The sequence below is a fragment of the Bradyrhizobium monzae genome (assembly GCF_021458635.1).
In the GTDB taxonomy this organism is placed as follows: domain Bacteria; phylum Pseudomonadota; class Alphaproteobacteria; order Rhizobiales; family Xanthobacteraceae; genus Bradyrhizobium.
On the sequence record NZ_JAIRDQ010000020.1, the window covers coordinates 29,793 to 50,400 of the forward strand.

General features: G+C 59.8%; 19 protein-coding genes and 2 pseudogenes. 8 read left to right on the plus strand and 13 right to left on the minus strand.

Going from position 1 to position 20,608, the window contains the following annotated elements:
- Positions 1-35 precede the first annotated feature (35 nt).
- The 5 genes from mdlC to K3F49_RS38215 form a co-directional block, all read right to left on the minus strand.
- Complete coding sequence (mdlC, locus tag K3F49_RS38195; protein ID WP_234686010.1) at positions 36-1,646, minus strand: benzoylformate decarboxylase; 1,611 nt, start codon at positions 1,644-1,646, stop codon at positions 36-38.
- A gap of 41 nt (positions 1,647-1,687) precedes the next feature.
- Positions 1,688-3,136 (minus strand): aldehyde dehydrogenase, encoded by a 1,449-nt coding sequence (locus tag K3F49_RS38200; RefSeq protein ID WP_234686011.1) that lies wholly within the window; start codon positions 3,134-3,136, stop codon positions 1,688-1,690.
- A gap of 29 nt (positions 3,137-3,165) precedes the next feature.
- Positions 3,166-4,491: an MFS transporter gene (locus tag K3F49_RS38205; protein WP_234686012.1), complete on the minus strand. Its 1,326-nt coding sequence runs from the start codon at positions 4,489-4,491 to the stop codon at positions 3,166-3,168.
- A gap of 90 nt (positions 4,492-4,581) precedes the next feature.
- Entirely contained in the window at positions 4,582-6,270 is a 1,689-nt protein-coding gene (locus K3F49_RS38210; protein WP_234686013.1) for an FAD-dependent oxidoreductase, read from the minus strand.
- A 68-nt stretch (positions 6,271-6,338) separates the two neighbouring features.
- On the minus strand, positions 6,339-6,806 hold the full coding sequence (locus K3F49_RS38215) for a MarR family winged helix-turn-helix transcriptional regulator (protein ID WP_234686014.1): 468 nt from the start codon (positions 6,804-6,806) through the stop codon (positions 6,339-6,341).
- A gap of 83 nt (positions 6,807-6,889) precedes the next feature.
- Here K3F49_RS38215 and K3F49_RS38220 point away from each other — a divergent pair.
- A pseudogene (locus tag K3F49_RS38220) lies at positions 6,890-7,066 on the plus strand (transposase domain-containing protein); the annotation flags it as partial.
- Between the two features lie 144 nt (positions 7,067-7,210).
- Here K3F49_RS38220 and K3F49_RS38225 read toward each other — a convergent pair.
- From K3F49_RS38225 to K3F49_RS38235, 3 genes are all read right to left on the minus strand, one after another.
- Positions 7,211-7,987 carry an MOSC domain-containing protein gene (locus K3F49_RS38225; protein WP_234686015.1) on the minus strand — a complete coding sequence of 259 codons (777 nt, stop codon included), beginning with the start codon at positions 7,985-7,987 and terminating at the stop codon, positions 7,211-7,213.
- 176 nt (positions 7,988-8,163) lie between these two features.
- On the minus strand, positions 8,164-9,534 hold the full coding sequence (locus tag K3F49_RS38230) for an NAD(P)/FAD-dependent oxidoreductase (RefSeq protein ID WP_234686016.1): 1,371 nt from the start codon (positions 9,532-9,534) through the stop codon (positions 8,164-8,166).
- Positions 9,535-9,661: 127 nt separating this feature from the next.
- Positions 9,662-10,294: a GntR family transcriptional regulator gene (locus tag K3F49_RS38235; RefSeq protein ID WP_234686017.1), complete on the minus strand. Its 633-nt coding sequence runs from the start codon at positions 10,292-10,294 to the stop codon at positions 9,662-9,664.
- 193 nt (positions 10,295-10,487) lie between these two features.
- Between K3F49_RS38235 and K3F49_RS38240 the strand changes: the two genes are divergently transcribed.
- On the plus strand, positions 10,488-11,375 hold the full coding sequence (locus K3F49_RS38240; RefSeq protein WP_234686018.1) for an amino acid ABC transporter substrate-binding protein: 888 nt from the start codon (positions 10,488-10,490) through the stop codon (positions 11,373-11,375).
- A gap of 163 nt (positions 11,376-11,538) precedes the next feature.
- Here K3F49_RS38240 and K3F49_RS38245 read toward each other — a convergent pair whose 3' ends face one another.
- Positions 11,539-12,540, minus strand: coding sequence for a catalase family peroxidase (locus K3F49_RS38245; RefSeq protein ID WP_234686019.1), 1,002 nt, complete (start codon positions 12,538-12,540; stop codon positions 11,539-11,541).
- 277 nt (positions 12,541-12,817) lie between these two features.
- Complete coding sequence (locus K3F49_RS38250; protein ID WP_234686020.1) at positions 12,818-13,792, minus strand: alpha/beta fold hydrolase; 975 nt, start codon at positions 13,790-13,792, stop codon at positions 12,818-12,820.
- Between the two features lie 11 nt (positions 13,793-13,803).
- Between K3F49_RS38250 and K3F49_RS38255 the strand changes: the two genes are divergently transcribed.
- Positions 13,804-14,070 (plus strand): hypothetical protein, encoded by a 267-nt coding sequence (locus K3F49_RS38255; RefSeq protein ID WP_234686021.1) that lies wholly within the window; start codon positions 13,804-13,806, stop codon positions 14,068-14,070.
- A gap of 16 nt (positions 14,071-14,086) precedes the next feature.
- Here the strand turns inward: K3F49_RS38255 and K3F49_RS38260 are convergent, their stop codons facing one another.
- Positions 14,087-14,479: a tautomerase family protein gene (locus K3F49_RS38260; protein WP_234686022.1), complete on the minus strand. Its 393-nt coding sequence runs from the start codon at positions 14,477-14,479 to the stop codon at positions 14,087-14,089.
- Between the two features lie 459 nt (positions 14,480-14,938).
- On the opposite strand from K3F49_RS38260, the gene K3F49_RS38265 reads away from it, so the two are divergent.
- From K3F49_RS38265 to K3F49_RS38280, 4 genes and pseudogenes are all read left to right on the plus strand, one after another.
- Entirely contained in the window at positions 14,939-15,547 is a 609-nt protein-coding gene (locus tag K3F49_RS38265) for a glutathione S-transferase family protein (protein ID WP_234686023.1), read from the plus strand.
- A gap of 21 nt (positions 15,548-15,568) precedes the next feature.
- Positions 15,569-16,531: a pyridoxamine 5'-phosphate oxidase family protein gene (locus tag K3F49_RS38270; RefSeq protein WP_234686024.1), complete on the plus strand. Its 963-nt coding sequence runs from the start codon at positions 15,569-15,571 to the stop codon at positions 16,529-16,531.
- 71 nt (positions 16,532-16,602) lie between these two features.
- Positions 16,603-17,231: pseudogene (locus K3F49_RS38275) on the plus strand (FMN-binding negative transcriptional regulator).
- Positions 17,232-17,270: 39 nt separating this feature from the next.
- Positions 17,271-17,897, plus strand: coding sequence for a LysE family translocator (locus K3F49_RS38280; protein WP_234686025.1), 627 nt, complete (start codon positions 17,271-17,273; stop codon positions 17,895-17,897).
- Here K3F49_RS38280 and K3F49_RS39585 read toward each other — a convergent pair.
- Together K3F49_RS39585 and K3F49_RS38290 are read right to left on the minus strand one after the other, a co-directional pair.
- Complete coding sequence (locus K3F49_RS39585; RefSeq protein ID WP_234686026.1) at positions 17,871-18,275, minus strand: cupin domain-containing protein; 405 nt, start codon at positions 18,273-18,275, stop codon at positions 17,871-17,873. The two genes, K3F49_RS38280 and K3F49_RS39585, sit on opposite strands and share 27 nt — an antisense overlap.
- A 46-nt stretch (positions 18,276-18,321) precedes the next feature.
- On the minus strand, positions 18,322-19,512 hold the full coding sequence (locus K3F49_RS38290; protein WP_234686027.1) for a YbfB/YjiJ family MFS transporter: 1,191 nt from the start codon (positions 19,510-19,512) through the stop codon (positions 18,322-18,324).
- Between the two features lie 129 nt (positions 19,513-19,641).
- Here K3F49_RS38290 and K3F49_RS38295 point away from each other — a divergent pair, with 129 nt between their 5' ends.
- Complete coding sequence (locus K3F49_RS38295) at positions 19,642-20,526, plus strand: LysR family transcriptional regulator (protein WP_234686028.1); 885 nt, start codon at positions 19,642-19,644, stop codon at positions 20,524-20,526.
- Positions 20,527-20,608 lie beyond the last annotated feature (82 nt).

A 20,608-nucleotide genomic window follows, 5' to 3' on the forward strand; every position in this document is an offset into this window, starting at 1 on the left:
CGACGAATGTCGGCGCAAGCGAGTTTGTTCCCCGATCAAGTCCGTGGTGGGCTGAAGAGGTCTGTTGTCGCATCATCAACCGCGATATCGACCAGCGCGGGACCGTTCGCCGCCAGCGCCTCACCAAGGACCGTCTCGAGATGCTCGACCTCAGTCACGCGCTTGCCAGGACAGCCGAATCCCTTGGCGAGAGCGACAAAGTCGAGCCCGGGCAGGTCGATGCCGGGTGGACGATGTGCCTGCATGATCTGGCTAAAGGCGCGCATCGCGCCATAGCCGGAATTGTTCATCACGACGAACGTGATGGGAAGCTTCCGCTGCGCGGCGGTCCAGATCGCCTGGATGCAATACATCGCCGATCCATCGCCGATCAGGCACACGATGCGGCGCCCCGGCCGCGCCAAGGCAATGCCGACCGAGGCCGGCAGGCTGTAGCCGAGCCCGCCGCTCGCCATCGTGTAGAAGCTGTCCGCTCCTGGCCTCGGCAAATATTGCTGGATCGCAGGCCGGTGCGACGGAGCTTCCTCCACCACGATGGCATCTTGCGGCATCAGCGCCGACAGGCGGCTGAGCGCATAGGCTGGAGGAATGGGATTTGCCGCCGCCGGAACGGCGGGCGTCGGGCGCGCAGCGCGCTGCTCGCGGTCCACGACGTCCGGCAGCGCCGACAGCAGTGCATCCAGCGCCTTGGGAAGCGTGGCGATGATGGTGTCGCCGACAGGCGCCGAAGCGGCCTCGGTCGGATCATCCGTGATCTGCCAGATCGGCGTACCGTCGTCGAGCACCTCGCATTGCCCCTCGACGTGGAACGTGAAGACGGGGGCTCCGAACACGACGATCACATCCGCACCACGCAAGGCACGGGCGAGCCCATCGGGTGCCGCCGGAAGGAAGCCCGCGAACTGGGCGTGCCGTTCCGGAAAGCTCGATCGACTTGACATGGGACTTGCCCAGACGACGGCCTTCGCCCGTTCAGCCACGGTCACCATCTGGTCGACGCAGCCGTTACGATCGACCTCGGACCCGATCACGAACGCAGGTCTTTTGGCCGCCCCGATCGCCGCGGCCAGCCGAACGATCGCGGCCGGATCCGGGGCAAATTCCGTGGCGATCCGCCGGACGGGTGGAAGCGTGCCGGGGCGAGCCCAATCGTCCGACGGCACCGAGACGAAGGTCGGGCCGCGCGGATGCTGCATGGCGGTGAGGAACGCTTGCGCAATTGCCGCGGGCACATCCTCAGGCCGCGCCGGTTCCGAACTCCATTTCACATAGGGTTTTGGGAATTGCTCGGCATCCTCCGCGAAGAGATAGGGTCGCATCCGAAGCAGGCTGCGCGCCTGCTGCCCCGCCGTTACAACGAGTGGAGCCTTGTTGCGGAATGCAGTGAAGAGATTGCCGAGCGCGTGGCCGAGCCCGGCGGCCGAGTGCAGGTTGACAAAGGCCGGGCGGCCGGTTGCTTGCGCGTAACCATCCGCCATCCCGACGACACAGGCTTCCTGCAATCCCAGCACATAGTCGATGTCGGCCGGCCAGTCATGCAGAAAGGCGAGTTCGGTCGATCCCGGATTGCCGAAGACCCGATCGACACCAAATGAGCGAAGCACGCCGAGGGTCGCTTCCCGAACCGTTGGGATTCTTGAATTCATGGCTGCTTTCCTGGCGTGGCTTTCGCTTCGTATCGGCGCGATCAGAACGGGTAGTGTTGAGGCTGCGTCTCGATGGTAATCCAGCGCAGATCCGTGAACTCGGCGATTCCGGCCTGGCCGCCGAAGCGGCCGTAGCCCGATCCCTTCATGCCGCCGAACGGCATCTGGGCCTCATCGTGCACCGTCGGTCCGTTGATGTGACAAATGCCGCTCTCGATGCGTTGCGCCACCGTGAGCGCACGTGCGACGTCCCGACCGAACACGGCGGCCGAGAGGCCATACTCCGTATCGTTGGCAAGCCGGACCGCATCATCCACGCCGCGCGCCCTTATCACCGACACCACCGGCCCAAAGCTTTCCTCGGTGTAGATCCGCATGCCGGATACGACGCGGTCGAGAACCGTCGCCGGCACGACCGTGCCGACACGCTCCCCGCCCGCAAGCTTGACGGCGCCCTTGCCGATCGCGTCGTCGATGAGATCAACGACATGTCGTGCGGGAGGCTCATCGATCATGGAGCCGATGACCACCGGACCGGAACGGGGGTCGCCGGCCGGAAGCGACTTTGCCTTCCTGGCAAGCTTCTCGACGAAGATATCCGCGACCACCTCGTCAACGATCACGCGCTCCGTCGACATGCAGACCTGACCCTGGTTGATGAAGGCGCCAAACGCGACGGCAGCCACCGCGGCGTCGAGATCGGCGTCATCGAGCACGAGCAGAGGCGCCTTGCCGCCGAGCTCGAGCAGCACGGGCTTGAGATGCCGTCCGGCGAGCTCGGCGATGACGCGGCCGACGCGGGTCGAGCCGGTGAAGTTGATCCTTCTCACTGCTGGATTTGCGATGAGGCGCTCGACGATAGCGGGCGCGTCGGCCGGCGCATTGGTCACGACATTGACGACCCCGGGCGAGAATCCGGCGTCCCTGAACACCTCGCCGATCAGCCGATGTGTCCCCGGACAGATTTCAGAGGCCTTGAGCACGACCGTATTGCCGCAAGCCAGTGGCGTCGCCACCGCGCGGATTCCCAGGATGATCGGGGCGTTCCAGGGCGCAATCCCCAGGCACACGCCGGCCGGCTGGCGAACCGCCATGGCGATGCATCCGGGCTTATCGGAAGGGATCACCTCGCCGGCGATTTGCGTGGTGAGCGATGCCGCTTCGCGCAACATGCCGGTCGCGAGTTTGACGTTGAAGGCGGACCACACTTCGGTGGTGCCGATTTCGGCCATCATGATCGCAATGAAGGCGTCGCGCTTGGCCTCGAGCACATCGGCAGCTTTGAGTAACAGGCCGCGTCGCGCGTTTGGGCCGAGCGCCGACCATCCCGGCAACGCGGCAGAAGCCGCCGCCACCGCCGCCTCGGCATCCGAAACGGTCGCGGCCGCAGCCCTGCTCGCGACCTCCTTCGACAGCGGATTGCGGCGTTCAAAGACCTTGCCGTTGCTTGCTGCCTGATCGTGCCCTTTGATCAGAAGATTGACGTCCATAATGAGCCTCCCTTGTGTTGCAGACGGGCTTAGCTGGCGAGCCGCGATTTGCCGGTTTCTCGCGCAAAGCCCAGCGCGATCACCGCGGCGAGCGCGAGCACCACGTAGTATCCGGTAATCGCGTAGGCGGTGCCTGTCTGCGCAAACAGGCTTGTGGCGACAAGCGGCGCGATTCCTCCGCCGAGCACCGTTCCGAACTGTTTTCCGATCGAAACGCCGGTGAAGCGGATCCGCGTCGGAAACAGCTCAGGGAAATAGCTGCCTTCAGTGCTGAACATGAGCGGGTGAATTACCCCGGCGGCGAGCACCACCGCGGCCGTCACCAGCAACGGATCACGCGTTGCGATCGCATTGTAGAACGCAAACATCGAGACGGCGGCGAGCACAACGCCCGCCAGGAAAATCCGCTTCCGTCCGATCCGGTCGGACCAGGCGCCGATCAGAGGCATCGCAACGAGGCCGACAAGGTTGGCCAGAAGGACGGCTTGCGTGATCACGTCCTTCTGAACGCCGAGCTGGCGCGTGGCGAAGGAGATCGTGAAGATCGCCGTCAGATAGAAGTAGGACGTCTGAGCCATCTCCGCGAAGAGGACGATGATGATGGACCGCCAGTGGCTCTTGAGCGCTTCGATGGCGGGCACTGCAGCAGCCTCGGGTGCCTCGCGGAATGTCGTGCTCTCTTCGATGCGGAGCCGCATGTAAACACCGAGGGCCACGAGGACGGCGCTGACCAGAAATGGAACGCGCCAGCCCCGCGACAGCAGATCCGCTTCCGGCAGCCGGGAAATGGTCAACGCCGCAAACGAAGCGAGGACGACACCGACCGGTCCCGCAGCCTGGATCACGGCAGCCGAGAAGCCGCGCCGGTGACCCGGAGATGTCTCGACCGCCATGAGGATGGCCGCCGTCGATTCACCGCCGAGCGCAAAGCCTTGAATGAAGCGCAATGCTACGAGGGCGATGGTGGCGATCGCGCCAGCGCTGCCATAGGTCGGCAGCAGCCCGATCGACATGGTGGCCAGTCCCATCATGAGCAGCGTGCACAACAGGACGGACTTGCGGCCCAAACGATCGCCGAAGTGTCCAAATACGATGCCGCCGAGCGGCCGGGCCAGGAATCCGACGGCAAACGTTGCGAACACCGCGATGGTGGCGGCCAATTGATCGAATTTCGGGAAGAAAAGCTGATCGAAGACTAGCGGCGCGATCAGGCCGTAGATGAAGAAATCGTACCATTCGATGGCGGTTCCGATGGTACCGGCAATCAGAATGCGCCGGCGGCTGCTCGCCGTCTGATGAGAGCCGATGACGGCGCCTGCACGATCTTCGTAGTCCTCGAGTGTCCTGGTGGTCACGTTATCCTCCTGATGTGCGATTTTTTCTTTTCATTATTTGTGACCCGCACGAGCGCACCTCGTGTGCGGCGAATGCGGGATATAGATCAACTAACTCGCCAGGCGCGCATGATCGCTCGACGTGAGCCCGAGGGCGCGGGCAAGGACGCGCCCGAGCATTCCCGCCTGTGACGCACTGCCGCGCCAGGCCACGATCTGATCGGGACGGATGAGGGCAAGATCGGCTTCATAGAGATCGCGCAACTGCCTTGGCAGAGTGACCAGTTTCAGATCGGCCCCCAGCGCCCGCGCCGTTTCGCTCAACGGACCGTTGGCGGGTACGACGTCATCGAATTGCAGCAGCGTCCATTCAAAGCCGAACAGATCGTACAAGGACGCGCCGTCCTCGAGCCACGCATGCGGTGCGCGGCCTCCGGGACAAGCGGTCGGAACGTAGACATTCGCAGCGTCCGGCGGAGGCAGGCTGCCGTCGGAAACGATGATCGGCGAGCCATCGTAGCGTCCGCCGAACGTGATACCCGGAATATTGAATTCGGTGCGAGCATGCTGTTCGAGATAGGCGCCCGCTGCATGTCTTGCTTCACCGCCCGCTGCGGTAGGCTCCTCGATCTCCGGCGCAGGCGCAAAGAGACCAAGCGAGTCGGCGAACCGGCGCGCGTAGTCGGTGTTGCGGAGAGCCACCGGACGACGTTCGACCTCATAGCTGTCAAGCAGCGCAGCCGGGCTGACGCCCTTGACCACGCTCGCGAGTTTCCAACCGAGATTGACGGCATCCTCGATAGCGGTGTTGTAGCCGAGCCCGCCGGTCGGGGTGAACAGATGCGCCGCGTCGCCGCCAAGAAAGACCCTGCCGCGCTGCATCCCCTCGGCCACCAATGCATGTCCCGCGGTCCAGGTGAGGAAGGACAGCACGTCGCATTCAATCGGCGCGCCGCATGCGCGCTGGAACGCCGCCTTCGCCTGGGCGGCGGTGATCGCGCTCTCGTCCTCTCCAGGACGAAGTTGGGTGTGGAACGCAAATTCATCGCGCCCGTTGACCGATGCCATAAACGCCCGACGGTCACCGTTGAAACAATTGTACATCCACGCCTTGGCATGCTGGATGCTCGCGTAAAAACCCGGCGAACGGAGATAGACCGCCAGCATCCGGCCACCCATGAAATTCCGCTGGGTGCCCGTCATGCCGCCATAGGAAATGCCAAGCGATTGCCTGACCGTCGAGCGTGGGCCGTCGGCACCGACCAGGAAGTCGGCGCGAACCGAAATGCGGCGGCCATCGTCGAGGCACTCGATTTCACCGACGATACCGTCATCGCGCTCGACATAGCTGACGAGACGGTAGCCATAGTGAAGCCGGATTTCTGAAAGACGCTCGGCATGCCGGCGCAGCACTGCCTCAACATATTTCTGCGAGACGCGATGGGGCAGCTCGGCTGCGCTCCAGGAGCCGGACAGGCCCTTGACGAGTTCGGTCGCTCGCGCCGAGGACGGCAGTTGAAACCGCGCCAGCTCATAACCGGTGTAGCGGGTGAAGTAAGCGACGTCGGTCGGATAGTCGGCGGGCAGTCCTGCTTGCCTGATCTCATCGGCAAAGCCCAGCCGGCGGTAGTGCTCCATCGACCGAGCCTGGGTCGCATTGGCCTGCGGATTGAATGCCGTTCCCGGCTTTTCGTCGACCACGACCGCGGAAACACCGCGCCGGCCGAGCTCATTGGCCAGCATGAGGCCACAGGGCCCCCCGCCTACGATGAGCACAGAGGTCGTCAGACGTGTTTCCAAGGCGCTTCTCCCCACCAAGCATTATCCTGCATGGTAAGGTCGCCTGACTATTTCGTCAAGACGCCTGACTAATCTGGATCTTCCAGGGTATCGAATTTCGCTCCGTAGACGGCCAGCCCCTTCAAGATCACGTCCATTGTGGACCTGCCGAGCTCAGCACGCATCTCACGCTCCGCAACGTCCACGGCATCCCGAAAGGCGTCGAGCCAGATCAGGCCGGCTGGGGTGAATTTGACGATGCGGGCGCGGCCATCGCTCGGATCGGGAAGACGGTCGACCAACCCAGACCCGGCGCATTGATCAACAAGCTCGCCCATGGCCTGTTTGCTCATCGAGGCCCTTCGGGCGAGTTCGGTCAGGCGCGTCCCTTCTACGTCGAGATTTCGCGTCAGGCTCACATGGGCAATGCGCGTCTCGGCGTGACCGCTCGCGCTCATCAATTCGAGGACACGGGCTTCGAAGCGACGGACCGCGTTGTTGAGAAGGCGGCCGACATTGGCGTGCCGCCACGCAGTTCCAGATGTTTTGGCTCTCAATCGTTGGTTCCGAATCGACCGTTCAAAGTGGCGCGAGGCTAACACATTCTGAAGGGCGTTCTGCCGGTTCTTGACGATGTCATCGTGCCGCCGCCGTCTATACACTTGTTGAGACCTGCAAGCTGAACGACATCGATCCTCAGGCATGGCTCGCCGACGTTCTGACCCGGCTGCCCGATTATCCCGCCAACAAGGTCGCCGATCTGCTTCCCTGGAATTGGAAGGCAAACCAGCAGCCCAAGGCCGCCGCCGCAGCCTGAGCGATCCTCAGCGAAGGATCCTACCTACCTGGGGTGCTGGCCGGACGCGTACATTGTTCCTGTGGCAACGTGACGTACAACGGCTCAATCACCGCCCACACAAGGCGCCCGATTGCGCCGGCATCCACTTGCCGTTTGATGTTATTAAATGGCAGGTAACAACTTGATCTCAGCTCCGGGCGCGAGCGCCCCGCCGCGTTCGATTTCTGCATAAATCCCGAGGTCACCATGGCTACGATATTCGCGGATAGCCAAGGGGACATTAACATCCCGGACAGCGCTTTTGGGGTTTACACTTGTTGCCGGGCATCGTCGAGTTCGACGGACAACCTTCAAAACGACGTCTCCTATTTGAAGGCGCTGTCCGATCCAGTCGAGTTCGGTCCAGGGTTCGGCATGATCGAAATAGAGATTGGCGCGGAAGCGAAGAGGATCGAGCTTCATGCCGATGTGTTCGCCAAGTAACGTGACGGTCTGAAGATTGATGAGCGAGATGCTTCGCATCAATTCGGGTGAGTGAACGCTAACATCCGTAAACTGGTGCCCCGGTGAATAGACCACACGTGGTTCGCCACGAAGGTCTGCGTTCGCGACTCGAGCCAAATACCACGCCAGTCTTGTTCTATCTTCCGCGTTTTGCAGGAGAAACTCACTGGTCTGCTCCCGATCTCGGATCTCCAAGCGATCTGGAAACTGACGGAACTTCGTCTCCAACAGAGCTAGAGCTTCGTATCTGGCAAGCATCAAGAAGTGAGACTTGGCTGCTGGTTGCGGGGCGGCCGGGTCGATCTCAATAGAACCGTCAGTAACCGCATATCGACGATCACAGGGAAAACCATACCCAGGCGAAAGTTCGACGCTAGCCAATGATTCGGCTGACAATCCTTTGAAGGGGTAGCGGTAAAGGTTGATGACTTGCATGATCTCTCGTTCGATGAGAAACAGTTTCTCTGCAGAGTGTATGGCAACAGATGCTGAAGGGGCGAATGCTGCACCCGGCAGAATGCCGCGTACGCTCGAAGATTGTGGTAGTCGGCGATCAACTAAGGCCAGGTTAGATGCGCCTAGATTGGGTTCAGAAGAACAAACCCGTTGGTCTACAGAACCCCAGTGCTCGCACTCTCCCGCAGTCGGCGCAGCAAGATTTCATCATCGTATCGCCATAGGCTGAGACTCTCGGCGAATTCAGGCAGCCTCTTGCCCAGCACCCAGCCGGCGCAAAGCGCTCCCGTTGCACACGCCGCCATCGTTCCAAAGCCGGACATAGCACCTGCCACGTAGGCGTGCTTCGTCTTCATAGGACCGATCAGGGGCCAATTTTCCTTGGTCATCGTATAGTAGCCGCCATAGTGGGTGATCTGCCGCGGCAGCCGGCCGTAGTATTGCTTGAGGCGAGGGTTCAACCTGCTGGCTCCCCTGAGAACGATATCCGGAAAATTGGGATCCGTTGGAAGATCGTCTCGCGGCTCCGATGGCGTGCGATTATAGGCCCAGCCGAGCTTGATCCACTTCCCGAGATCGCCGCCTTCCGGGCGGCAGTGGATGCCGCCAGGCATCTGGCGGGCTAGCCACGCTGTTGCAGGATCCTCCGCGATGAGTTGGCGCTCCGGATCGGTCCAGTCGATCGCTTGCCCATCCAGGTCGATCGAAAACGGCATTCGCCGGTCGACGGCACCGAGATTGTCGATGAAAGCAATCTTCTGGTGAAAAATATTCTCGACCGGAAGCGTCTCCCCGAGCATGCGCGCGATGTCCGCAATGTAAGGGCCGGCCGCATTCACGACAATCCCGGCGCGGATCTTCTCCTCGCCGTCAGGACCGCGCGCGGTGACCACGAAACCATCGTGTTGTTTGACGATTTCCTTGACACGAGCCGAGGCCAAAGAACCTCCGGCTGCGCGTATCTGCTCCAGCATCAAGCTTCCGAGCTGCTGGCCACTGATATCTCCGGCGCGACGGATGTGGAGGATCGTGGACACCTCTTGATCGAAGGTCGGAAAATGGTGACGGATCAGAGCCCTGCTTTGGAGCACATCGACGCCTTCGGGAGCATCGCGCCAATTCGCAGAAACAGGGGGTATATAGGTCGATGACGATGCGGCCCCGTGGACGCGGATCCGGCGTGCCCCTTCCCCATAGCCCGTTTGGAGCTCCTTCAATAGTTGATCAGGCTTCGCTTCACGTGTGGCCAATGCATAGCCGCGTCGGCTCATATGGATGCGGTCGTCGTACTCACGTGAGATTTCCTCGAGCAGATCGATGCTGTAATCCGTGAAGGCCATCATGACCGGATGAGGCCACCAGTTGCGGTAATTCTCGCCCGAAGCCGCCGAGGTCAGGCTCATCGGAGCGCGGGGGTCGATGACCACTATCCTGGATGACGGACGGCCCTTCGCAAGATAGTAGGCGCAGGCGATACCGACGATTCCCGCGCCGATGACCGCAATTTCGACGTTACGTTCGCTCATTCAATCTCTCCAACTCGGATTGAAGCGGGCAAGACGCGCGTGTCACGACGTCCCGTAGATGCCTCGCACCCGCAGATATTTCCTGTCGTTCATTGGACCTGTGTCGCAGGACGCGCGTCGTGTCGTGTCAACCATCCGAGCCGAGATCGCGCGCAGCATGGCGTTGCGCGGATCTCATGGTCTTCTGCGTCTCGACGATATGCTCGCGAAGAAGTCGGACGGCCTTTTCGATTTCACCGTTGCGGCACAGTTCGAGCAACTGGTAGTGCTCGCGCTGCGGCCGCTCCTTGCCGGCCGCGCGGGAAACCAGCGCCCGCGTAAACCGGCTCACATGACCATAGTTCGCCTCGATCATGGACAAGAGGCGCGGACGATTGCATGGCATGTAGAGCATTTCGTGGAATTTCCAGTTGAACGTGCCCCATTTCGCCGGGTCGGGCTCCTCATCATATGACCGGAGGATCGCTTTCGCCTCTTCGAGATCGATTTCTCCCATGGCGGGGATGGCGAGGCGCAGAGCATGACACTCGAGCGCGATACGAATCTCGAGCAGTTCGATGACTTCGTCGATCGACAGCTCCGAAACGACCGCTCCTCGATTGGGCAGGAATGTCACAAACCCTTCGGCTTCGAGCTGCCTGAGTGCCTCTCTCACGGGGATGCGGCTTATTCCGAACCGCTCGGCAAGCTCGTCCTGTCTGAGCTGAGATCCAGGAGCAATCTCGCCGGAGCTGATGGAGACCCTCAGTGCCTCGCGCACGGTCTCCGGCGCGGAGCCATGACTTCCGGCTCCTCGAGACCTTGCGGCTGCTACGCCTGTCATCCGGATATTCCTTTTTGCCAGCGTCCTGAGCAGGTTTCTTATTGTATAAAATCTATTTACCGCTTATGCAATCTAAGCGTATAAAATTATCATTGATTATATCCAAAATAGTTCAATGGGGAGTAAGGTAATGAAATGGCGAGCTTATTTGGTCCTCATCGCCGCGGCGATTTGCATTCCGGCCCACGCCCAGTCTCCTGGCGGAACGCTGGCGAGGATCAAGGACGCCGCTGAAATCACGCTCGGACACCGCGACGTCTCGGTGCCATTCTCCTATCTTGACGAGAACCAGAAGCCGGTCGGCTTCGCAATGGATCTCTGCGCGAAGATCGTCGAGGAGGTGAAGACCGAGCTCAAACTGCCTTCCCTCCGGACCAAGCTCCAGCCGATCCAACTCAGCACGCAAATCCCGCTCATTCAGAACGGTACGATCGACATCGTTTGTGGTCCCGCAACCAATACGCTGGAACGACAGAAAGTCGTGGCTTTCAGCGACACGATCTTCGTCTCAAGCATTCGTGCTGTCGTGAAGAAGGATGGCGCGATCAAACGCTTCGAAGACCTTAATGACAAGCTGGTCTCGCTGACCACTGGCTCGACGTCAATTGCTCTCCTCGCGTCCCGTGCCCAGGAAAAGAAATTTCAGACTAAGAATGTCATGTCGGCCGATCACGCCGCCTCATTCCTCGCGCTGACGACGGGCCGCAGCGAGGCGTTCGTGATGGACGACATCCTGCTCGCCAGTCTCATCGCCAACAGTTCGGATCCGGGCGATTGGCGCATTATCGACGACAGTCTGCGGACCGAGCCTTATGGCTTGATCATCCGCAAGGACGATCCCGATTTCAAAGCGCTGGTGGACAAGACACTGGTCGCGATGATGCAGAATGGTCAATTCCAGGCGCTTTATGCGAAGTGGTTCATGAGCCCCATTCCACCCAGGAACGTGAATCTGAACTTCCCGATGACGCCCCCCTTAAAGGACGCTGTCGCGAATCCCAACGATAAGGGGGTATGAGCGCTGCGGTGGTGCCTTAGATGGATGTCCACGACGAACCGTCGGGTGCTGTTTCGGTCTCGGCGATTTGTCGCGGCCTGCGCCGACAAAGCCGCAACGCACTCCTTCAAGGAGGAAACTCAGGAACTAGCCGGCTGCTCGCAAGAGCAGGCCGATCCTACCCCTATTTCTGCCGGCGCGCATAAGAGACGGGATAGGCGCCCGATCTCGCGTTGATCATGGGGTCTTGCGGTTCGATGCCCGGCGGAAGTGCATTCGGCAAGAACAGCAATTCTCGCTGCACTTGATCATTGTTCTGCGCGACCTTGGTTACTGAGATCGTGCCCAGCTCTACAATTTGGCGAGTGTCGGGCCACGCTACTGATGGATCATCGAGCTTGTCTTCGGTGGCCGCAACTTGAACCACCAATCTGAAGCTCACGGGCCCCTGCTCCACCCGCGCCCGAATTTCAGCACTCAAGTAATCCTCGGCCTTCTTGGCCGCTTCGCTGTCGCTCAGATAATGAGCGCCGGCCATTGGCAGAAACTGATAGCGACCAAACGTGACCTGCCCCTCTCCATCCGTAAACTTAAAGGTGTTTACGCCATAGTATGGCAGCGTGCCGTAACCCACGGGCGCTGGTTTTGGTGCGGTAAGGAATGCCTTCGCGACCGGACGGGTACCAAGATAACTATCGAGCTGCGTCGGTTTGCTCGCATTCGCTCCGCTGTTCCCCAGCGCGATCAACAAGTCGCGGAAATCGTCGGCCGTCGACGACGGAAAGCCGTTGAACGAGTGGGCGACGATGTCGGTGTCCGTGCCATCGGGTAGTCTGAACTTGATTGCCAATCCGCGAGGGCTGGCCAGCCCTTGATTGTCGGGAATGTTGGGAATTCCCGCAAAATTTGAAAATCGCACTGTTACGGGGACAGCCGTTTGCTGCAGGTGAGGTGCCTTGCTGATCGTGGAGGCCTTCGGGCTGGGCGTGAAACTGCCCTCCAGCACAATGCCCTTTGCATGAACGGCGCGCGCACCGGGATGCGAGCCGAACACCCCGTTCAACGCGTCCACAAGTTGTTCGGGCGTAGACGCCTGCACACGCGGTGGAGCGGACGTCGTCTGGGCGCCAGCAGGGTTCATGAGAAGAGAAATTGCGAACACAAACAGTGGCAACGGACGGGACATACTTAAGCTCCTTAGCTAGATAAGAAGGCCCTCTCCAGCTGCGGCCGTTGTGGCCGTCGCGAGAGAGGTCGATTTCGATAGCCGCTCAGCGCGGCCGGCACACACAGAAACGAAGTTTTTCGACGCGTCCGGTGAACTGACCAACTTGCCTCAACGCGCGACCACCAATATGGACACGCTGGTCCAAGCTAGAGGAGCTCGCCCGCCACGGGTTCGTAAAAGCTGCTGTGAAGACACGGTCGTGGTATGGCGTCAATTCCGCGCGCGGCGGCCTCTATCAGCCCAATAAGAAGTGGCGTATCTCGTCGACCACGATGCCGCCCTCTGTCTCAAGCGCAAAGTGGCCGGTATCCAGAAACACGATGCGTGCGGCGGGAATGTCTCGCCGAAACGCCTCGGCGCCCGCAGGGGCAAAGAATGGATCATTCTTTCCCCAGACGGCGAGTAACTTCGGCTGCCGTTCGCGAAAGAACGCCTGGTAAAGTGGATAGCGTTCGATATTGCGCTTGTAGTCAAGCTTAAGGTCGATCTGCAGGTCCGCATTTCCAGGTCGAGCGAGAATCGCCGCATCAAGCGTATAGGATTCCGGCTCGATATTGGATGGATCGGCAACACCATGGAAATAAGCCTCCCTTACGCCTTGGAGCGTCATGCGAGCGCGGATGGGTTCACGCTTGTCGGGGCTTGGACTGGCCCAATAGGCTCGTAACGGATCCCACGCCTGCTCTCTCAGGCCTTCGACATAGGCATTGCCGTTCTGGCTGATGAGTCCAGCAACACGTTCTGGATATGTCAGCGCCAGATCCCAACCGACCGGCGCGCCATAATCAAAGACGTAGAGGAAGTAACGCTTGAGCTCCAACACGTCGACGAACGCCGTTAGCGTGCGGGAAAGGGACTCGAAGTCGAACCGATAGTTACGTTCTGCCGGAATTTGTGTGAAACCGAACGACGGAAGGTCTGGCGCGATCAGCCGAAATCGATCCGCAAGCTTTGGCATCAGATGACGAAAGTAAAAGGATGAATTTGCGAAGCCGTGCAACAGGATCAATAGGGGAGCGTCCGCAGGACCGGCTTCGCGATAGAAGACGTCAACGCCGTCGGCGCGTACCCACTTGTGCCTGATCTCTGTTGACGGCTGAGGCTGCGAAGCGTGAACGGAAAGAGTAGTTCCTAGACCAACGGCTGTAACGCTGCCGGCCACCACCGCGCGTCGCGTGGGTTCGAGTGAGCCTGCATAGGGCGCGAACATTGGCGATCTGGATGAAGATGGCAACCGAGACATTTGATTACACCAAATCTTGGGGGTGGTTTTGGCCCACTTGGAAGTCATGGCCGCTCCAGGTCTTCCGCATGCAGGCCACGTTCGTGGGGTTGACCCTGTGCGGTGGCCTCCTGAAGCACCTGCCCACCCTCGTCGGCACTGCGTCGAACCTAATCTGCGACCATGACGATCCGCGCAAGCGGCATCTGCTTTCGGGGACATTGATCCGGATTGACAACTGCCCAGCCCGCCACCAGTCGGATTGAGGCGGCGCCCTCCAGATTAATGCAGTTCACCGGTTATAAACTGAGCTCGTCCCATACCGAATGACCAGTCCTCGTCGGCATTGATCACAAAGTTGATAACGAGATCATTTGGAGCGATGCCACAGGCCGACGACAATCTGTCGGCAAGCAGTCGATAGAATTCGAGCTTCATTGCTCTCTCGCGTGGACGGCTCGTCAGCTGCAGCATGACGAGCTTGTCCGTCCGTTCGATACCAAGTCCAGTGTCGAGTGCAACGACGCAAGACCGCGGATGCTGGTGAACGACCTGATAGCGATCGCGTGCCGGCACATGGAGCGTCTCAACCAACACCTCATGAGTAACATCCAAGAGTTTCTGGAGCTCGACGTTGCTCCATCCCTCGATCACATCAAACCGAAGAAACGGCATTCGTGAACTCCTTGTCTGACTGGCGTCCGCTCATTGGTTGGGATCTGCGCCATATATCTCGCGTCGCCCCACAACCGGGATCGACCCTAAGTTGCGCTCATGACTTTTCGATGTCCCACCTGCCTGAAGCCACCATGAAAACCAGCAAGACCGCTTGCATCTTTTCCCGCTGCGTCAGGCAACACATTAGAAAATCAGATGACTGTCATCGGCTCCACAGATGACTCGTTATCGACTTAACTCTGATATCAGAACCGATGGTGCCATGTCGCAGGCCACCGCGATCACCGAGCTACGCAAAGGGTTGGGCGCTGAATCAAGCTGACGCCCCGCGAAAAATACGAACTAGCATGGGCATTACCATCATTGCGCTTTCTGCAATAATGTGTTGTCGGGCGACAGCATTTCCTGCCGGTCCGCTCACAGCTATTTGGGAGTTGCAACAGGAGAACGACCCAAATGAACCAGCACATTCGACTCTACGGCGGCAAGTTGTCCGGTCACAGCCATCGTGTGGAGTTGTTTCTTAGACTTCTCGATCTGCCATTCGAGTTCATCGCGACGCCCCCACCTGAGCGCAAGCTTCCGGCGTTCCTGGCTATGAACGCTTTCGGCGAAATCCCGGTTATCGACGACAATGGCGTGATTATCGCTGACTCGAATGCGATTCTTGTCTACCTCGCCACTCGTTACGACGACTCCAGAACTTGGTTGCCCACGGACCCGGTCGAACTCGCCCAGGTTCAGCGTTGGCTCTCCGTTGCTGCCGGCCCGCTCGCGTTTGGCCCCGCAACCGCTCGTCTTGGCACCGTGTTTGGACGATCGGTAGATCGTGAGCGGTCCATCGAGCTGGCGAATCGGCTTTTCAGGGTGATGGACGAGCATCTCGCAGAACGGAAGTTCGTGGCGACCGGCCTGCCCACTGTGGCTGACATCGCATGCTACAGCTATACGCGCGCCGCACCGGAAGGCGGCGTGTCGTTGAAGCCTCATCAGAACATCGTTCGATGGCTTGAGCGGATCGAGGCTTTGCCAAAGTTCGAGTCAATGCCGCCGGCGCCCCGATAGCAGGTTCGTAGCGAGTGCATCATGATGCCGGAACGCGACTCGTCACCGTTTCACTCGGGTGAACTTGAAGTCCAGCGGCGGGCTGGTGTGGATGAAAACATCCACAAGCGTGCCAAGGTGGCGATTCGAAAGCAGATGCCGGAACAGCATCGGGATTTCTTCACCAACCTAACTTATGTCTTTGTCGGGTGCGCTGACAAGGACGGGCGGCCAAGCGCGTCGGTCCTGACTGGACCGCGAGGCTTCATATCGTCGCCAGATCCGACGCGCCTGCTGGTGGGCGTTGGCCGGTCTGCGGACGACCCCTTGAACGAGAATCTAGTGGCGGGCGCGAATTTGGGACTGCTAGGTCTGGACCTGACCAATCGACGGCGAAACAGGCTCAACGGACGAACTATAAACGTCGATGCCGACGGCTTTGAGCTTATCGTGCATCAAAGCTTCGGCAATTGCGCCAAATACATCCAAATCCGCAAAGGAATAACCGCGGATAGCCTCGGGTCCGGCCAGAAGCCGAGATTTGAATTCAAACAGCTCAACGATCGGGTGAAACATGTCATTCGAAACGCAGACACATTTTTTGTAGCATCCTGCACTCCAGCACAGGACGGGGTTTCCGACTCTTATGACTGCGATATATCTCATCGTGGTGGACGCCCCGGATTCGTCCTTGCCAGCGATCACGAGATAACTGTGCCTGACTTCTCCGGTAACCTGTACTTCAATACGTTAGGCAACTTTTCAGTCCATCCATATGCAGCGTTGCTTTTCATCGATTTTTCGACCGGCGATCTGGTTCACATTCGCGGCCGCGTTGAAATTCTTTGGAACGATCCGCGGATAGCCGGCTATTCAGGCGCCCAAAGGGCCTGGCGATTACATGTCGGAGATGGATACTTGGCGGAAAGCGCGTCCATTCGGTCCGATCCTGGCATCGAATTTTCGCCCTTTACCTCCACGACAGGACTTTGGGAAAGTCACTAAGTTGCTGTAACACGACGGCGCAACTCGTTTGCGCGTCACCTGAACGATCCTTCGACAGAACGGAGAACACCATGTATGTGCCCCCGGCCTTCAGGGACGATGACCTGGATAACATCCGAGCGACGATCCGCTCTGCTCGGCTGCCCAATCTGGTCACCGCCACGGCAGACGGGCCCATTGCGACGCCCGTGCCGCTGTGCCTCGATGAGACGGAAGGCGAGCGCGGCATGCTGTACGGGCACGTGGCAAAGGCCAATCCACAATGGAAGACCTCCCCGATCGGCGAAGCCCTCGCAATCTTTATGGGTCCGGAAGCCTATGTGACGCCCTCCTGGTACGCCACCAAGCAAGAAACCGGGAAGGTCGTGCCGACATGGAACTACATCGCTGTCCACGCCTATGGACCGGTTGATTTCTTCCATGATCATGAACGCTTGCTGGAGGTTGTCACACGCCTTACGAACATTCACGAGAGGCCGCGCGCGACGCCTTGGACCGTTGATGACGCTCCCGCCGATTTCATCGCAGCACAGTTGCGCGGGATCGTTGGGGTTCGCATTCCGTCACCAGGTTCGAAGGCAAGCGCAAGATGAGCCAGAACCGTCCCGAAGCTGACCGCACCCGCGTCGCCGTCGGCCTTGCGGCAAGCGAGGAGCCGAGGGATCGAGAAGTGGGGCTGCTCATCCCGGTTCAGGGCTGAGGCGAGAGTTCCCCAAATTAACGCGATCACGGGTAAACGATGCTTGGCTTTCAGACCCTAATTTTGTTCTTGGCAGCGGCCGTCGTTGTCGCAATCACACCGGGGCCAGGCATCTTCTACATCGTAGGGCGAACGCTTGCCGGCGGGCGCACGGAAGGATTGGCATCGAGCCTTGGCCTCGGTCTCGGCGGGCTTGTGCACGTTTTCGGCGGTGCCGTCGGCATATCTGCGCTCATCATGGCAAGCACGGAGGCGTTTACTTTTCTGAAGATCGCCGGGTCGCTGTATCTCATCTGGCTCGGGATCAAGACATGGTGCGAAGCTCGCGTCATCGAACCAACAGGGCTTCAAACGACGGGGGTGCATCGCGCCTTTCGCGAAGGCATGGTGGTCGAAGCGCTCAACCCGAAGACGGCCGCCTTCTTTCTCGCCTTCATCCCTCAATTCGTCGACCCAACCGCGCACGTCGCCACGCAGTTCATCGTGCTTGGGCTCATCTCGGTTGCACTCAACACAAGCGTCGACTTAATCGTGACCTATTGGGCTGCGAAGGCGAGAGCCGGGCTCGCAAAGCGACCATCGTTCATTGCCATGACACGACAAGCGTCGGGCGCTGTCATGTGCGGACTGGGAACGACGTTATTGTTTGCTCGTCGTGCAACTTGAAGCCACCCGCAACAGAAAGCTAGTCGCCCTTGGGCGATCACAACCAGCGCTGAAGCCGGCTCTGACGTCATTGCCGTCAGCTTGTGGGGTATTGTCGAATTCGAACTGAACGCAATCGCCGGGATTGAGTATCTCCTTCCGCTTCCCGATGTGCAACTCGATCTTGCCTGTCAGAATGAACAGAATTTCCTCACCCTCGTGATGGCTCATGATGCGACCGCGCTGGGCTGTACGGCCCGGGCGAACAATGAAGGCACGCATCAGGCGGTCGGCAGCAAGGCCCGCTACCAGCGATAGATAGGTGCCTGGCTCACCCGGCTTTCCGTCCCTGGCGCGCACGATCGCGACAGGATTCTCGTCGTCGTTCTGTCCGTACACCCGATCCAGCGTTGTCCGAGTGCTTGGGCGATCTTGAGCGCCGATCCTATGGAGGGCGATTTCCGAGACCGAGCTCAAGGACGAATGCTAGTGCGAGAGCTGCGGTGCCAATGAGGAACAGCAGACGATAGTCCCCTCCGCTGCTCTGAAAGACCAAAGACAGTCCAAATGCGGCTAACGCCTGCATGACAGCAAAGCTGGTCGTCGCCACGCTCCAAGCCACCTTCTGCGACGCATGATCGTGTGGAACCAGTTCGTGAACACGTCCGAGCACCAAGATCACAATACCCGGCGTAAACGCTCCGACGACCAAGCTCGATAACATGAGACCTGCTGTCCCAAGATGTAGTGCTGGCAATCCGACCGCAAAGGCCTGAAGAGCATAGGCGACGCGCAATGCGTTGCGTGGCCCGATCCGGTCCGCCAATTGGCCGGTGAGCAAAGGTCCGACGATCGCGCCGACACCGAAGAGGACCCAATAGTGTGCACCCGCCTGCACACCTTGCCCGAGGCCACGCGCGACAAAGTCGACCAGGAACAGCATGTGGGGCACGAGCCCCACCGCGTTGAGGCCGTACTCTATATAGAGAAGCCATAGCGGCAGCGCTCTTCGGGGTGCACGCGTGCGGATTGGAAGCGCTGGTGGCGGCGCCTTGGGCCATCCGCTCCATGCGATCGCGGTCAATACGAACGCTAGAGTTCCGAGACCCATCCATGCCTGCTTCAAACCGAGGTCGAGCAGCAGCGGCACGAGGCTACCAGACGCGGCAATGCCCACGCCAACCCCCGTGAAGATGACGCCCCCGGCAAGGCCACGCCGTGAGGGCGCCACGTGTGAAAGAACGGTCGGCGCCGCCAGGACCATAAGGACTCCGCCCGCAAACCCCGAAGCAAGGCGCCAGGAGAAGAACCAGGCGAACGAGACCGGGAATGCACAGGCGAAGAATGCGGCCGAGGCGAGCAGCATCATCGTACGTATCAAAGAAGCCGCCGAACTGACCTTGAGCATGGGATGCGCCAGCAAGGCACCGGCCAAATACCCGGCCAGATTGGCTGCCCCGATGTAGGCAGCGGCGGAGGCGCCGAACCAGTGCGCGCCGACCACCGCAGGAAGAAGGGGCGTGTAAGCGAAACGTGCGAGCCCTATTCCGACTAGAGTTGCGCATAGGCCGGCTGATACTGCAGGCCAAGTCCGCGACGCCGGTGCCAGCCGTGACACGCTGTCCTCGTGGTCCATTGGAATACACATCCTCTTCAGAAAATCACAAGCTGCAAAATACTCCTTCTCCGGAATTCCAAATAATGATTAGATAAGATAATAACCATCTCATCTAGAGATACGTCCGTGTTGGGAGAAGGCCTCGCGATGGATCTTTCCGACCTCAAAGTGTTCGAGGCCGTATCACGGCTCGGAAGCATGAGCCGTGCGGCGTCCGAATTGCATACGGTCCAGTCGAACGTCACAGCGCGCATCCGCGTGCTGGAAGAAGAAATCGGCGTGCCCCTGTTCCAACGCCACGCCCGCGGGGCCACACCAACCCCCGCCGGCCGCAGGATACTTCCCTACGTGGCCCGCATTGCAAAGCTCGTTGCAGACGCACGATCTGCCGCCCGAGATGACGGGGAGCCGAGCGGATCGCTGTTGATCGGAAGCTTGGAGACGACGACGGCCCTGCGACTTTCTCCTGTGCTGGTGGAGTTTGCGAAGGCGTATCCTGAAGTTCGGCTGGCGATCACGACGGGTACAACGGGAAGATTGTTGAGTGACGTGCTTGAATACCGCCTCGACGGAGCGTTCGTAGCTGGCCCGGTCAGCCATCCCGATTTGCATCATGAAACGTTCTTTCGTGAAGAACTTGTACTTGTGACGTCGGTTTCCATCCGATCGCCCAAGCAATTGACCGCAATCAATGATCTGAAAACAATCGTCTTCCAGATCGGCTGCTCCTACCGTCAGAAGCTCGAGTCCATCTTGGCCGAAATGGGCATCGCGGTGGCCCAGCCACTCGAGTTCGGATCTCTCGATGCGATCGTCAGTTGCGTCGCCGCCGGCCTCGGCGTCACTCTGTTGCCAAGGGCCGTCGTTGCTCCCGCCCTTAAGGACGGCAAAGTTGCCGTGCATAAGCTCCTCCCTTCGCGCGCAATGGTAGAAACGGTATTCGTCCGTCGTCATGACGCCTATGTGTCGAGCGCCATGAAGGCACTATTCGATCTGCTCAGATCAAAGTCGGAATCAAGGCGCGCCGCCTAAAATAGGCGTTGCCTTCGGCTAAAAGAAAACCCCGCTGCTATGAGCAGCGGGGAACGCGTCGCAGAATGTCTGGCGACAAGTC